Annotated in this window: 13 protein-coding genes; 4 read left to right on the top strand and 9 right to left on the bottom strand. The window is 34.1% G+C overall.

Going from position 1 to position 13,868, the window contains the following annotated elements; genetic code table 11:
* Positions 1 to 33 precede the first annotated feature (33 nt).
* Both xerS and ACM26V_RS06430 read right to left on the bottom strand, forming a co-directional pair.
* The gene (gene xerS, locus ACM26V_RS06435; protein ID WP_416150605.1) at positions 34 to 1,140 is read right to left on the bottom strand and encodes a tyrosine recombinase XerS; all 1,107 of its coding nucleotides are present in this window, start codon (positions 1,138 to 1,140) and stop codon (positions 34 to 36) included.
* Positions 1,141 to 1,384: 244 nt separating this feature from the next.
* Positions 1,385 to 2,239 (bottom strand): HAD family hydrolase, encoded by an 855-nt coding sequence (locus ACM26V_RS06430; RefSeq protein ID WP_416150604.1) that lies wholly within the window; start codon positions 2,237 to 2,239, stop codon positions 1,385 to 1,387.
* 186 nt (positions 2,240 to 2,425) lie between these two features.
* Between ACM26V_RS06430 and ACM26V_RS06425 the strand changes: the two genes are divergently transcribed.
* Positions 2,426 to 2,992: a hypothetical protein gene (locus ACM26V_RS06425; RefSeq protein WP_416150603.1), complete on the top strand. Its 567-nt coding sequence runs from the start codon at positions 2,426 to 2,428 to the stop codon at positions 2,990 to 2,992.
* A gap of 249 nt (positions 2,993 to 3,241) precedes the next feature.
* Entirely contained in the window at positions 3,242 to 4,978 is a 1,737-nt protein-coding gene (locus tag ACM26V_RS06420) for a Rieske (2Fe-2S) protein (protein ID WP_416150602.1), read from the top strand.
* A 153-nt stretch (positions 4,979 to 5,131) separates the two neighbouring features.
* Here ACM26V_RS06420 and ACM26V_RS06415 read toward each other — a convergent pair whose 3' ends face one another.
* Positions 5,132 to 6,448: an ABC transporter substrate-binding protein gene (locus ACM26V_RS06415; protein WP_416150601.1), complete on the bottom strand. Its 1,317-nt coding sequence runs from the start codon at positions 6,446 to 6,448 to the stop codon at positions 5,132 to 5,134.
* A 34-nt stretch (positions 6,449 to 6,482) separates the two neighbouring features.
* Positions 6,483 to 9,149, bottom strand: coding sequence for a putative bifunctional diguanylate cyclase/phosphodiesterase (locus ACM26V_RS06410; RefSeq protein WP_416150600.1), 2,667 nt, complete (start codon positions 9,147 to 9,149; stop codon positions 6,483 to 6,485).
* A gap of 517 nt (positions 9,150 to 9,666) precedes the next feature.
* On the opposite strand from ACM26V_RS06410, the gene ACM26V_RS06405 reads away from it, so the two are divergent.
* On the top strand, positions 9,667 to 10,695 hold the full coding sequence (locus ACM26V_RS06405) for a peptidoglycan-binding protein (RefSeq protein ID WP_416150599.1): 1,029 nt from the start codon (positions 9,667 to 9,669) through the stop codon (positions 10,693 to 10,695).
* A gap of 38 nt (positions 10,696 to 10,733) precedes the next feature.
* On the opposite strand, the gene ACM26V_RS06400 is transcribed toward ACM26V_RS06405, so the two are convergent.
* Both ACM26V_RS06400 and ACM26V_RS06395 read right to left on the bottom strand, forming a co-directional pair.
* Complete coding sequence (locus ACM26V_RS06400; RefSeq protein ID WP_416150598.1) at positions 10,734 to 11,138, bottom strand: DUF4395 domain-containing protein; 405 nt, start codon at positions 11,136 to 11,138, stop codon at positions 10,734 to 10,736.
* Positions 11,139 to 11,246: 108 nt separating this feature from the next.
* Entirely contained in the window at positions 11,247 to 11,660 is a 414-nt protein-coding gene (locus tag ACM26V_RS06395) for a DUF2203 domain-containing protein (protein WP_416150597.1), read from the bottom strand.
* Positions 11,661 to 11,812: 152 nt separating this feature from the next.
* On the opposite strand from ACM26V_RS06395, the gene ACM26V_RS06390 reads away from it, so the two are divergent.
* Entirely contained in the window at positions 11,813 to 12,049 is a 237-nt protein-coding gene (locus ACM26V_RS06390; protein ID WP_416150596.1) for a hypothetical protein, read from the top strand.
* A gap of 39 nt (positions 12,050 to 12,088) precedes the next feature.
* On the opposite strand, the gene ACM26V_RS06385 is transcribed toward ACM26V_RS06390, so the two are convergent.
* Genes ACM26V_RS06385 through ACM26V_RS06375 form a run of 3 tightly spaced genes read right to left on the bottom strand, consistent with a single transcriptional unit; the run spans position 12,089 to position 13,809 of the window.
* Positions 12,089 to 12,778 (bottom strand): M50 family metallopeptidase, encoded by a 690-nt coding sequence (locus ACM26V_RS06385; RefSeq protein ID WP_416150595.1) that lies wholly within the window; start codon positions 12,776 to 12,778, stop codon positions 12,089 to 12,091.
* Positions 12,779 to 12,811: 33 nt separating this feature from the next.
* The gene (locus tag ACM26V_RS06380; RefSeq protein WP_416150594.1) at positions 12,812 to 13,570 is read right to left on the bottom strand and encodes a Cof-type HAD-IIB family hydrolase; all 759 of its coding nucleotides are present in this window, start codon (positions 13,568 to 13,570) and stop codon (positions 12,812 to 12,814) included.
* A gap of 38 nt (positions 13,571 to 13,608) precedes the next feature.
* Positions 13,609 to 13,809, bottom strand: a complete 201-nt coding sequence (locus tag ACM26V_RS06375) for a hypothetical protein (RefSeq protein WP_416150593.1) — start codon at positions 13,807 to 13,809, stop codon at positions 13,609 to 13,611.
* Between the last annotated feature and the right edge of the window lie 59 nt (positions 13,810 to 13,868).

Genomic DNA, 13,868 nt, shown 5'->3' with positions numbered 1-13,868 from the left:
TGAAGTGTCAAAACCAATAAAACGATCATAAAATTATTTATGATCGTCGGTTTCATCAATAGGATCTTTTGTACGGTCCATGTTGTTTACTGCTTCTTGCATCTCATTATTGGTAAGATGTGTATAAATCATCGTTGTTTGAACCGATGAATGACCGAGTTGTCTTCTTAATTTGGGGATATCATTATTTTCTAGTTGGTATCTCGTTGCAAAGGAATGTCTGAGTTTGTGCACAGATAGAGCTGGCTTCCCAAAAGCTGTAGCATACTTTTCAACGAGCTTTTCAATAGAACGGGATGTTAGGCGTCTAGTAGTTCCTTTAGGGCCCATAGATGCTGCAATAAAGAGAATCTTATTAGATTTTTCTAATGAATAACGAGACACTCGAATGGAAAGATATTCTTTTAAATCTAACATCGCTTGCTCACTAAAATAGACATATTGTTCTTTGTTACCTTTACGAATGACTCGGACGGTGTATTTTCTAAAATCAATATCATCAACATTTAGACCGACTACTTCCGACAAACGTATACCTGATCCAAGAATAAGTGAAACAATCGCTGTGTCACGTTCGCGATTTTTTTGGTGGAAATTAAGCAGTTTCTTGTTATCTTTATTTATTAAACCATAGTCATGGGCGACAAATTGCCTAAACGTTTCGTATTCTTCGCCGCGTAGAATTTTACCTTCCATTCGGTTCGCAAGTGTCTCCTGATCTTCTTTAATTGCGTTCAACTCGACTTTGGCCATGACATTTCTAGAAATATAGGGTTCTAAGTCTGTCGTTTCAGCTATATTTTGCAAGTAATGAAACAGAGATTTTAAGGATGACAATTTTCGATTAACGGTCAACTCTGAATTATTGAGTTGAAATTGCAGAAACGAAAGAAAATCCTCAGCTTGCTGTCTCGTCAAACGTTGTAATACTTCAAGCGGGATGTCTGTTCTTTTTCCTTCGAAGATACCTTCGGCTAGTATCCAGCTAAAGAAAATGAGATAATCATGACAATAATTCAATAAGGAAGCTGGAGATAACTTTCGTTTTCGTTTATCTATGTATTCACCAACATACCACGGAAGATCTTTTGCTTTTTCCTCAATACGTTGATAGTATCGATTTGTAGTTTCTTGTCCCATTGAGAACGCCTCCTTTATATAAAAAGTATATAACAACTACTTTACTTCGTCAAATTTATATTTTACGTAATAAAGTGCAGTCGAACAAACATGACCAATGAAGTTCTTCTGTTCGTCATCGTCCTCTTCTGCATTAAAAGAACTGGGACTTCCCTTTTATAACTACTTACAATAACGACGCAATCTTTGACAAAAAACTGCGTCGTTATTGTAAGGTAATAAATGAAGTATTACCATTAGATCTTTAAATTTTAATATTTGTATTTAAGTAATGATATACCCCGTCTTCATCGCAAGTAAATTCTGTTACATCGTCGACGATTTCTTTGATGTTGTCTGGTGCATTTTTCATTGCGACTTTATGTGAAGCGAATTCGAACATCGGCAAATCGTTGTTGCTATCACCAATAGCTAGAATGTCGTCTTCAGTCAGATCAAACTGTTTTAACATCTGTTTCATACCTGTTGCTTTGTTGACGTTAGCAACCATCACTTCTACATTGTGGATAGAAGACGTTGAAGTAGTGAAATCTATTTCTTTCTTTAGCTCATCAAGTTGATTTTTCCATCTATTGATATGTTCTGTTGATCTAGCAAAAAAATAAAATTTTGAAAAAGTCGTTCCTTCTATATTCTCTTTCCACGCAATTTCATCTTTAATCGCTTGTTTCCGTGAAAGCCACTCATTTATTCCAACGCTATCTGGTTTCGGATCTCTAATTTCATTTTCAACATAATCTTTATCTTGTTTCAATGTGACTCGATCTGTTCCGTATGGAAAGAGCTCATAGTAAACTTTAAGTTCTCTCGCTTTATAAATAATCGTTTGTACCAAATTTAACGATAGAGAATGTTCAAACACTGCCTCATCCCCCACATATCCAGCCATACCATTTGAAGTAATTAACCCATCGACTTTGAAGCCTTTAGGTACAAATGGTTCTATTTCATCCACTGATCTACCTGTAGCTATAAAAACGAATATTCCCTTGTTTCGTAACTCATCTATGATTTCTTTTGTATGAATACTTACTTTATTATGGTGATTTAATATTGTACCATCCATGTCTAAAAAAATTGCCTTCGGTGTCAATGCCACTAGTATTCCCCCTGTTTGTCTGAAACTAATCTATTATTTCATTAATATACCTTTGTTATTTTCAAACACAATTATATACCTCCTATTTTAAATTGCAAGGTTTTAAGGTTTATCCATATCAGATAATCATAGTTGACTAAAATAGGACATACTCTATAGAAACAAAATAGTCAGGACGTGTTGTAAATGCTCATAATTATTGTCTTTTTCTCAATATCTATTTTGATTCTTTATCGATTACTTTCCTACTTTAAATTAAATACTGGGATAATGGAAGGCATGGTAATCACCATGGCAATAAGCATGGCTATCGGTCTATTGATTGGGAATATTGTCGGTATTTATCTATCGGGGCAACTACTCATCTCCACACTCGTTAGTGTTGGAATCTCTTCTCTCATTGGCTTTGCTATTGGTATATTGTTCAGTTTTCATGCTAGTTTCGAAGGATTATTTAGTGGGTTAATGTCTGCGATGATGGCAGCAATGATTGTAGAAATGATCCCGAATAATCAACAGTTTATTTTCCTTTACATTAGTAGTATGTTTTTAATTGTTACGGCTGTTTGTTGCTTTATTTTACTGTTATCAAACCAACACCTTCATGGAAAGATGAGTAAAGTTTATTTGATTGGTATCATATGGGTTATCGCTACTTTTATTGTTCTTGTAAGCAATACCACCACCTCTTTTCAGCATATTAATTTTGATCAAAATCACACATTTTATAGACATTTAATTGTTTTACTGTGAAAACTCAATTCAGGTCCCACTTCAGCAAGATGTAGTGGGATGTCGTTTGTTCCAATAAAATATAACTTCCCGTCCTCAATATTGATAATCTCTCCCCTATTGGCCTTCATCGTAATCGATTTAAATGCCTTTGTATTTTCATAATTGCTTTATTTTATATCTAGTTATATTTACAAATTAATCCATTTCCAGTATGGTTATATTATAATTTATATTGATCAATGGAGCTTAAAACGAGGAGGTTAAAGAATGGAAAATTGGATTGATGCAGGATCTTTAAGTAAGTTGAAAGAATCAGAAACTAAAGTGATTAAAGGTGGAATTGTTGTATTTTTACACGAAAATGAAATATATGCATTGGATAATCGGTGTCCTCATATGGGATTCCCTCTTCACATGGGGAGTCTATGTGACGGCATTCTAACTTGCCATTGGCATCATGCAAGATTTGATGTATGTAGTGGTGGAACGTTGGATCCCTGGGCAGATGATGTCCCCTCTTATGAAGTTAAAGTAGAAGATGGAAACGTATGGGTCAATCATGTGCCAGGAGTTCAAAATCAGGTTGAACAATATAAACTGCAATTAAGAAAAGGGCTTGAACAAAATATTGGACTTGTAATTGCTAAATCTGTCGTTGCCTTGTTGAAAGCAAACGTTGAAGAAAAACAAATTATAGAGATAGGGATCGAATTTGGTACGAAGCATCGCGAATCGGGTTGGGGGCCTGGACTGACGATCTTGACTTGCATGGCAAATATATTGCCAAAACTTGAATCACAAGGTCGAATCCAAGCTTTATTTCAAGGTCTCTCGCACGTCGCTCGGGATTGTGCTGGTCAAGCTCCCAACCATTTAATTGGTCCATTAGCAGGCTATGATGGCGATCTCGAACGTTTAAAAGGTTGGTATCGGAATTGCATTGAAGTTAGAGATACACAAGGATCAGAGAGAATTGTTTTAACAGCACTCGAAAAACAAATGGACGTTTCTGACATTTCTGCGATGATGGTAACAGCGGCTTCAGATCATTTTTATATGGATGTAGGTCATACACTTGATTTTCACAATAAAGCATTTGAATCATTAGAGCATACAAAGGATAATATATCTAAGCAAATCCTATCTTCGTTACCTCCTTTGTTTTCGAATGCAAGTAGGAGTGAAGAACAGCATCGGTGGCAATCTCCAATTAATTTAGTTACACCACTCAACGAAGCATTTGATCAATTAAAGACGATTCGGTTAGATTTTAGTGATAAAGCAAAGTCATTTAACGAAAATCAGTTGCTGGTCAACCTTTTAGCAGATGATCCGTTAGCAATGATTGATGAAATCACCCTCCTACTAAAAAAAGGTGTAAATCCAATAAAAATTGCACAAGTTACCACAGTTGCTGCTGCCGAAAGAATACTTGCATTCCATACTCAAAATGACTTTAGTGATTGGAATACTGTTTTACACACGTTCACACATAATCATGCCGTCCATGAAACGTTAAGGAGATCTAATGAAGGATTAATTGTTCGTGCAATTTATCATGGTGCAGTCAGCATCTATTTAGATCGTTTTTTAAACATACCGGCAACGAAACGTCCAACTCCAACTGAGGAGAAACGATCACTCGATTGTGATGAGCTTCTTGAGTTATTAAATAAGCAGCAACAAGTAAACCAATCTGCCAAATGGGTCGTTGAGTATTTACATCATGGTGGGGATAAACAAAAATTATTTAATACGTTAGGTCTTGCCCTGTTGAGAGAGGATGCAAAATTTCATTCTTATCAAATGTTTGAAGCAGCTTGTGTTGAATATGATAGATGGGATAAGGAATCGGGTGTTTTTGCAGAGCGTGCGAAAGAAACGCTGATTATTGCGATGACTCGTTATCTCGCTGCACATGCTCCGACATCCAGGGAACTTCCTCATATCGGTACGATTGCATGGCGGCTTAATCGTGGAGAAAAGCTATTCGAAGAAACGTAATCATTATTTACTGACGATTCATAAAGAGTGATTTTAACTTAATTAACAATAAAAAACTCATATTGACATAAATTACCAATATGAGTTTTTTATTGTTTTAGGCTTTGCTGAATAATTAACTAGTTTTCTAAGGTCATAGTTGTTCAATAGACTCTATTTCAAACGATCAATTTCACTACCTAACTGTTCTTGAATTTTCTTTTCAATTGAATCTAAGATTTCTTCAATTTCCTGGTCTTCTTCTAATCCGGTATAAATCATTTCATACCATATTTGATTTGCTTTTTCATCTAATGGAGTTAATTTAGGCTCTTCTATTTTGTCGTAAATTTGTTCATACTTACGTTGATCTTGTTGTCCTCCTAGAAATTCATTTTCGTGATTAATTGTCTTGGGATCATTTCTGTGTGGTAAATAGCCTGAAATTGGCCCTATAGATCCTTCTTTTTCTCGCTCAAAAACAAAATACTCTAAGAAATCAGCCGCTGCTTCTTTTTTCTCACTTGCAGAGGGTATCGAGATAATTGACGTATGACCAAGTCCGTATTGATTAAATGGCAGGCGAGTAACTCTCCACTTACCTGCTTGTTCGGGTACCATATCATATAGAAGACCGCTCCCCCAACTACCGAGTTGTAACATCACAATTTCATCATTTTTTAATGCCTGAAGACCTTGTTCATCCCATATGTTCATTTTTGAGTCCAAGCCTCTTTCATGAACAGCTTGCAAAATCCTTATTGCTTCTTGAGATAGTTGATCTTTTCTATTAAATTCTAAATCTTGATTAAATATACCTCTCGTTGTATCAAAAATATTCAAAATCTCAACATCCCAACCGACAATCCATTTATGATCTTCTTTCAATTTTCCAGCCATGTTTAGCCAATTATCTGCATCTTCCATAAATGTACCCAATTCATCAGGATCAGATGGGAAGCCATACTCCTCCATTATATCTGCTCGATAATAAGTAACATAAGGGTAACTATCATAAGCTAGCCCTATCAGTTCCTCATTGTCAATAGACAAACCCATATCCCATAAAGTTCGTGAGAAATCATTGTAATATTCGTTTAATGTGTAAGGTTCCCCAGCTAAATTTTCTAACCCATCTACTGCTGTAAATGTAGCAAATTGATTATTTTCAAAGATCATTACATCAGGCACGTCGTTATCTACTAAAGCTTTCAAGTATTCATTAACGTAGGTGTCATGTGTAAAAGTAGTAACATTTAATGTAATATCGGGATTTAGAGATTGATACTCTTCTATAGGATACTCCCACCCTTCCTCATAATAAGCCCATACGTCTAACTGAATTTTAGTTCGTTCATCAAGTTCATCAAGCACAGCATCTTCAAGTTTTTGACTGTCATTCCTTTCATTTTGTTCACCGGATTCACTGTCATTGTTACTACACCCAACGACAACTAGTAGAACTGTGATAACAGCTAATCTCTTTATCATAAATAGTGACTCCTTCATATTTTTTCCTTCCAGCTCAGTTATTTAGTAAGTTAGCTGCTTGTAATAGTTTTTGGAAATCCTTTTTATTCACTGCTTTACTAAAATAAAATCCTTGTAGTTCATCGCAATCTATTTGTTTTAAATGGGTATATTCCTCGAATGTTTCAACCCCTTCTGCAACCACATTAAATTCAAGTTCGTGTGCGATCATTACAATATGACTAACGATTATAGCTTTATTTGCTTCTTTATCAATATTTCTAATAAATTGCTTGTCTAATTTCACCTCATTAATTGGCAAGCTAATTAAGTGGCTTAACATGGAAAACCCTTTTCCAAAATCATCTATTGAAACTGAGACGCCTAACTCCCTTATTTCTTCAATAATAGAAATGACATTGTCGATATTGTCAATGAAAACACTTTCTGTTATTTCTATTTGTAAATACTTCGCATTTAATTGTGACTCGAATAATGCTTTTTTTATCATGTTGACTAGCTGAGATTGATAAAAGTGTTTAGCTGAAATATTAACCGACACTTTAATGTTAGAATACCCTTGATCCTGCCAAATTTTGTTTTGTTTACAAGCCTCATTAATGACCCATTCATCAATATTTTTAATTAGTCCAACATCTTCTGCCAGAGGAATGAAGACTGACGGACTTACATCTCCAAATATATCATTTTGCCATCTAATCAAGGCTTCGCTACTAGTGATGTAGCCATTATTATCGACTTTCGGTTGATAAAAGAGTTGAAACTGTGAGTTATCTACTGCAGTTCTTAGTTCATTTGTGAGATTTACTTTTTCTGTGAAAGTCGATTTCATCGTATGATCAAAAAACTCTATCGAAGTCCCTGCTTTCTCTTTGCTAGTGTACATAGCAATATCTGCATTTTGTATGAGTGTCGTCTCGTCAGATCCATCGTCAGGAAATAGACTAATGCCGATACTTCCTGATATATGAAGTAAATGATCATTTACTTTTACAGGTTCTTGAAAAATTCCTTGGATATTAATTGCTGTTTCTTCAGCTTCTTGTTCACTAATTAAGTTGTTGATCACAATAACAAATTCATCACCACTTAATCGAAATACTTCGTTTTTTTCATTTTTCAAGTTTTTCAAATTATTTGCAATGATTTTTAATAACTCATCGCCAGCTAAGTGTCCTAAAGTATCATTGATTTGTTTAAATTGATTTAAATCCATAAATATTATCGCAAATCTTAGTCCTTTTTGTTTAGCATCTTCTAGTAAACTCGATAAATATCGTTGGAAATATTGACGGTTTGGTAAATCTGTCAAAACATCATGATACGCAAGATGATGCAGCTTATCCTCTGATTTTTTTAACATTTCTGATTGCTTAGTAAGTTTTTCATTCATATTATTACTCTCGATAAACATTTTTTCCACATTGACAGACATATCTTGAAAATTACTAATCAATGCATTAATTTCTAATATACTACTATTGGGCCACTTTACAGACTCTAAATTTTTGATTTTCCTAGGGAGACCTGTCGTAGTGATAGCGAGATTGTTAAGTGTTCTCGACAGGATTCGATGTAAGAAAATAGTGAGAATAAGTGCAAAAAACAAAAACAAAAATAAATAGATAAACTGACCAAGAAAATCTCCAAGAATCTCTATTTGGTAAGGGTGCAATGGAATTTGCGCATAAACAGTTAGCGGGAGACCATCCATTTCTGTTTCATAAATGTAATAGCCACTTTCCCAATTTTGGATACTCAATACATTTTCATTTGAGAGTACTTGATAGAAATTAGATGTAAGCTCAGTAATTTGATGATTTGTTTGCCAATCATATTTATCCTTATTATTGATATTTGAACTATTAGATGAGATTATTTGCCCTGATTCATTAGCAACAATGTGTTCAAATGCGCGAGTATCTGTTATTTGATCTAGTAGATCATTAAGCTGTCCTTGTTGCACAATACCAAATAACTGTAATTGTAATAAGTCTGCTTCGTGCCATGAATTAATTTCCGCCTCTACTTGACTTGTAGTTCTTTGTGCTGATTTATATAATTCCACTTCCAACGAGCCCATGTAATTTGCAGTATTTACAATAATATATAGAATGAAAGGTACGATCATAGCAACGAAAGATAAGTGAAACATTATTTTTTTAAGTTGAATCGTTTGTTGTTTTTTATTCGTAGTTAGATATCGGTGAAAAGGAATATAAGATATTATGATATCAAATACTAGAATATTTAACACGCCGTTAATCGCAACTTTTATAGTTTCAAAAATAAATAATGTATCGTTGTTCAAACCGAAAATACTACTATGTATCCACGCAGATAATGGAGCACCTATAATAAGCCAAAAGAGAGCTCCCCAAAAAACAATATTTGATTTAGGGCGGTACTTAAATACTATCGCAATAAATATAAGCTCTAATAATGGTATTAAATTCCATGGTGATAAGTTGAAAAATATAAAAGAAATAACATGAACAATGACAAACGTGTATGCAGCTGCTTTTAAACTGAATAGCCGTAAAATTACCAATAAAAAAATACTTGTAAGTGTAATTGTGATGCCGGGAGGTACTTCTATTGGATTGATTCTAGCCACTAAAGTCAGAATAGAAAATAATAGTAAAATATATATACTTTTATACAGTCCAAAAGAACTATATTTTTTATTAAATAAAATCAATTTATCCCCCCTATATTGAAAATAGATCAATAAACCCTTAAAAATAAGTGGTTTGACTGCTATTTAACACTTTTCAGTATCAAAAGATTAAATTCGTTATAAAATCTAACGAGTACACTGTTATGAATCTTTTGTACTAATTATAGTACAACTTTAAGTTAAAATGTGATAAATCATTAAAAATGCTTAAATAAGTTTCACAAATAAGCTTATGGATGTAAGAAATTACAAAAAAGGACCGCCCTAACTGTCATGATACTCTTTATACTTAGTAATGATATTTTTAAATATTATTTTGACGTAGCTCACAGTACTTGAAATTATGTGAAGTGTTTTATCATTAATAAGATCTAATGTAAACAGGGATTGAATATTTATTGGTAGAATTCTATCTTAGCCCTTCCTACTAAACAGTTTGTCCACATTACAATTTCATTTCAACTGCCTTTGACCGTACTATTACTTGTAATTTAACTATATGGATATTGATGTGGCAAACAAACGAGGAGGAATAATAGTGAATTTAATTTTACGAACAGCGTTTATAGGAATTGTAATGATACTGATCCCATTCGTAACATTACCATTTGGGGGAGCTAGTGTGAGTTATGCAAGTGGTGGGTCATTTGGAGATAATATATTGAGTAGTGGTTACGAGCATTCTCATGTTGAAGAATTACAAGATCTTTTAAAACAAAGGAATTATTTAGATGAGAGTCTCATTGAGAGTAAAGGAACATATGATCAATTTACTCATGAGGCGGTATTAGCTTTCCAAAAAGAAGCGAATATTCATATAGATGGAGTTGCAGGTTTGCAAACGATTGGAGCCTTGTTAATTTTACGAGAAGGCGATAATGGTAAACTCGTAGAAAATTTACAGCAAGACTTGAATCACCTTGGTTATTATAAGGGGTCTTTAGATGGGAAATTCGATCAGACAACTCATGATGCAGTGAAAAAATTTCAATCATCAAGTGATATTTTGGTTGATGGTTTAGCTGGTCCACAAACTTACGGTTCATTACATGAGGCAATTCATAAGCAAGGCATAGTATCCTCTTCTGAAGGTAGTGGTCAAATAGATACTTCAACCGACTCCACCTCAGAAAATTCAGAGACACCAGAAAATAATACGATAGAGAATGATAAATCAGACGAGTCAAAAGAAGATAAGGAACCGGACGAAACAAGTAATTCCAATGAATCTAAGCCGCAAGTAACGGAACAAGAAGAATCTAGTCCACCATCATCAGGTACTTCCATGACAGTAGAGGCGACCGCTTATACTGCTTATTGCGATGGGTGTTCAGGAATTACTTATACTGGATTGGATCTTCGCAATAATCCAAATAAAAAAGTAATTGCGGTTGATCCGAATGTGATTCCATTAGGTTCGAAAGTGTATGTTGAAGGTTATGGAAATGCAGTTGCTGGAGATATTGGCGGAGCAATCAAAGGTCATAAAGTGGATTTATTTATGCCAGACCGTGAAGATGCATTAGCATTTGGACGAAGAAATATTGAAATAACAATAATAGAGTGATCTTACTTTTAGCAAGATCACTCTACTTCTCGAGTTGATTATTTAGATTGTTGGAACTTCCACATTTGATAACGATAGCGGATAGTACAGCCAATACAATATCCCATTAATGCAATAGCTGATGCTAACAAAACCATTGTGCTAAAACTATAAGCTAAAACGTACAGTTGTAGTTGAAAGAATAACAGAGAAAGTCCCAAACAAATGGTTGCAATCCATTGATTGAATAGTTGCTGATCTCGGTCTTCCATTGGATATTCTTTCAGTGGTTTTCTGAGAAGCATTTTGCCAACCTGAATAATCGGATTCCTCTTTGTTAGTAACGTAACAACACCAACTACAAATGGAATGACTAATATCCATGGAGTAAAAACCATAGAGAATACTACTGAAATCACAATGAATAATTGATTTAATTGAACGAGTGGCTTTGGAATTTTCATTCATTCCCCCACCTTTCTTTGGTAATATACTTATTATACACTTTACCTTATAGGAAAACTAGGAATTAACTTCAGTAACAAACCTGCAACGGAAATGTTGCAGGCTTGTTATTCTTCCATGTCAGTATCGAGCGGTTTACGTCCTGTAAAACCTTCATCTTCACTATGGTAGTGAGTAATTTCTTCCTCTCCTTCTTTCCAACATAGTAAAATGTCTTCATCACCTTTTACTGAAGGGAAATCAATGAGTCCTGGTTCAATTCCTTTCAAAAAACCACCGGAATTATGAATATTGTTAACATGTAACTGGGCTTGTATTTCTAGAAACTCCAATTCGCTTTCCATTTTAAAAATATCTTCTGTTTGTGTTTGAACTTCTTCTGTATTCAAACTCTTAATCTCATTTAATTGCTTTAATTGGTTATCAAATGATACTTGTAAATTTTTTAGCTCTATAAGTTCTTGCATTAGTGATGGAATTAGTTGATTTGCTTCTTCGATAGTAAAATATTTTTTTGTCATCTTCTCACCTCCACTTATCTAAAGTATAGTAAAAATCTCCGGTAAATTAAAGTTAAAAGCATTAGTTTCCATTATTTAATCGTCTCTTTATTTTTTCCTTTAATTGATTCATACTAAACTAACAGCTATTTATTCGAAAGGAGAGTTATTGATTGGGAAAATGTAACCTAGATCATTCATTAGAAGACGTGAAAAATAAGTTTAACAGTCAAAAACCCTATCTTCAACAAAGATTAGTAGAAGAGTGGATAACATTCCTTAACAGAGATTTGTCGCAAGTTATCTTAAATGAAGCGTTCCACCTGTTGAAGAAATATGATTTAGCAACATCAATTGAAAAGGAAAAAAGAGATAAACAAATGAAAGATATGTTTCGAAAAGTAATCTGAAAGCGAGATGACACCGTTCATTCGCTTTCTCCTCATTTTTTATAACCATGTTAGAAAAATAGTTACTAAATCAAATCCAAGCCAAACAAATATTCCTATTATGAAAAAAACAACTCCTTGAAGAAAAAAGATTCCTCCCCAGAGTACTGCAGGTATCTTCGTTGTACTAGCAAGTAATGTAGCATCCCCAGCTTGATGTTTGTTTTTTATTGACATTGCAATAATCACCCATGTACTTAGAAATGCTTGGATTAAAAGAGATAATCCAATAACTGTTAAAGATATTTCAAATGCATCCCAAAAGTGATTAGTATAGAGAAAATATAGTACAACAAGGACAGAAAGAATCCAAACCCAACCTATTATATTCCTTACCCAAAAAATCAAGTTATAAATCAGAATAACAGCTAGCGTCATCGCAATATAATTGAACAAACCTTCTGACAAAGCGTAAACATAGAGAACGCTAAAAAGCGATGCAGTCGGATACCCTGCAAGAATTGTAATTACTCTACCGATTACACCCTGGTGGCTTGTAATCGCTAATCCTCCTGTATTACTGAATAAGGAAATCGATTTGACTCGGCCACCAGTGAGGATAGCTGCGATAGCATGTCCTGTTTCATGAACCATTGTGTTAAATAATTTAAAATACGGACCGATCAGTGGAACATATGAAAGGACTGCGATGAGAGTGAGTACGATGATTAATACGAGAATATTATCCATGTGGTCCCTCCCATCGACCTTACAACAAGGAAGCTATTTTTTGAAAACAAATCGGTCAATCGCATGAGCAACTCCGTCCTCGTTGTTTGTAGAGGTAACCCAATTTGCAGCCTTTTTTACAGTAGGTTGAGCATTCCCCATCGCTACTCCAAAACCTGCTTCTCTGATCATTGCTATATCATTTAAACTATCTCCAATCGTTAGAACATTTCCCATTTCACAATTTAAATTTTTGCATATTGTATTTAGCGCAACTGCTTTATTGACACCAGCAGCATTTATTTCAATGTTTGTTAAACTTGAATTGCTGACTTCTAACTCCTGATTTTGTGATAATAAATCAAAAAGCATTTCTCTTACCTTATCGTCCTTTGTCTCAAAACCAAATTTCAACCATTCATAAGTAAGGAGCTCTTTAGGCATTTCATTTCGCCAAACTTTATCTACAGAGGCAGCCCAATGGTTGGTTTGATGTTTTTCTTTTAAGTTCCACATCATATCAACTAATTCACTCTTTAATATGTTTCGTTCAATTAGCTCTCCTGACGTATGCCAAATTTCACTCCCATTTCCGGTAATAATATAAGAAGTTAATTTTAATTGTTTGGCGTAGTCAACACATGCAATCAATGACCGACCTGTGCATAATACAACATCTACACCGATCTCTTGAGCTTTAGTAATTGCTTCGAGGTTCGTTTTTGTTACTTCCAATTTGTCATTTAATAAAGTGCCGTCCATATCCAAAGCAATTAATTTTACTTGCTTTGAAGTTGTTGTTGAAGTAACCATTTAAGTTCACATCGCTTTCATTCTATTAATTAAACTACTTACCAATAAATGAAGTAAACAATCGTTAAGATTACTGCAGGTACGAATGTCAGCAAGTAAATGACCGACATGGTGGTGAAGTGTTTTTTTGTTTTCTTTTCATAATTATCGTCATTCGGATTTATTCCGATCATAATCGTTCCAATAAGACCGGCTATACATATAATTCCCGCAACAACTAAGTAAGGAATTAAATTCATTAAAACACCACCTTTAAACCAAATATCGATTTTATTAGATTATTACACCTTACTTCAAG

Source organism: Salipaludibacillus sp. HK11, from assembly GCF_047795645.1.
GTDB lineage: Bacteria > Bacillota > Bacilli > Bacillales > Salisediminibacteriaceae > Salipaludibacillus.
The sequence above is the reverse complement of the archived record's forward strand: the minus strand, read 5'-3'. Positions and strand labels throughout refer to the sequence as shown.

What these genes read in the sequence shown, in the direction of transcription:
- ACM26V_RS06375 (WP_416150593.1), bottom strand. Translation starts at nt 13,809, where the DNA reads ATGAATTTAATTCCTTACTTAGTTGTTGCGGGAATTATATGTATAGCC.
- xerS (WP_416150605.1), bottom strand. Translation starts at nt 1,140, where the DNA reads ATGGGACAAGAAACTACAAATCGATACTATCAACGTATTGAGGAAAAA.
- ACM26V_RS06380 (WP_416150594.1), bottom strand. Translation starts at nt 13,570, where the DNA reads ATGGTTACTTCAACAACAACTTCAAAGCAAGTAAAATTAATTGCTTTG.
- ACM26V_RS06400 (WP_416150598.1), bottom strand. Translation starts at nt 11,138, where the DNA reads ATGAAAATTCCAAAGCCACTCGTTCAATTAAATCAATTATTCATTGTG.
- ACM26V_RS06415 (WP_416150601.1), bottom strand. Translation starts at nt 6,448, where the DNA reads ATGATAAAGAGATTAGCTGTTATCACAGTTCTACTAGTTGTCGTTGGG.
- ACM26V_RS06420 (WP_416150602.1), top strand. Translation starts at nt 3,242, where the DNA reads ATGGAAAATTGGATTGATGCAGGATCTTTAAGTAAGTTGAAAGAATCA.
- ACM26V_RS06395 (WP_416150597.1), bottom strand. Translation starts at nt 11,660, where the DNA reads ATGACAAAAAAATATTTTACTATCGAAGAAGCAAATCAACTAATTCCA.
- ACM26V_RS06425 (WP_416150603.1), top strand. Translation starts at nt 2,426, where the DNA reads ATGCTCATAATTATTGTCTTTTTCTCAATATCTATTTTGATTCTTTAT.
- ACM26V_RS06385 (WP_416150595.1), bottom strand. Translation starts at nt 12,778, where the DNA reads ATGGATAATATTCTCGTATTAATCATCGTACTCACTCTCATCGCAGTC.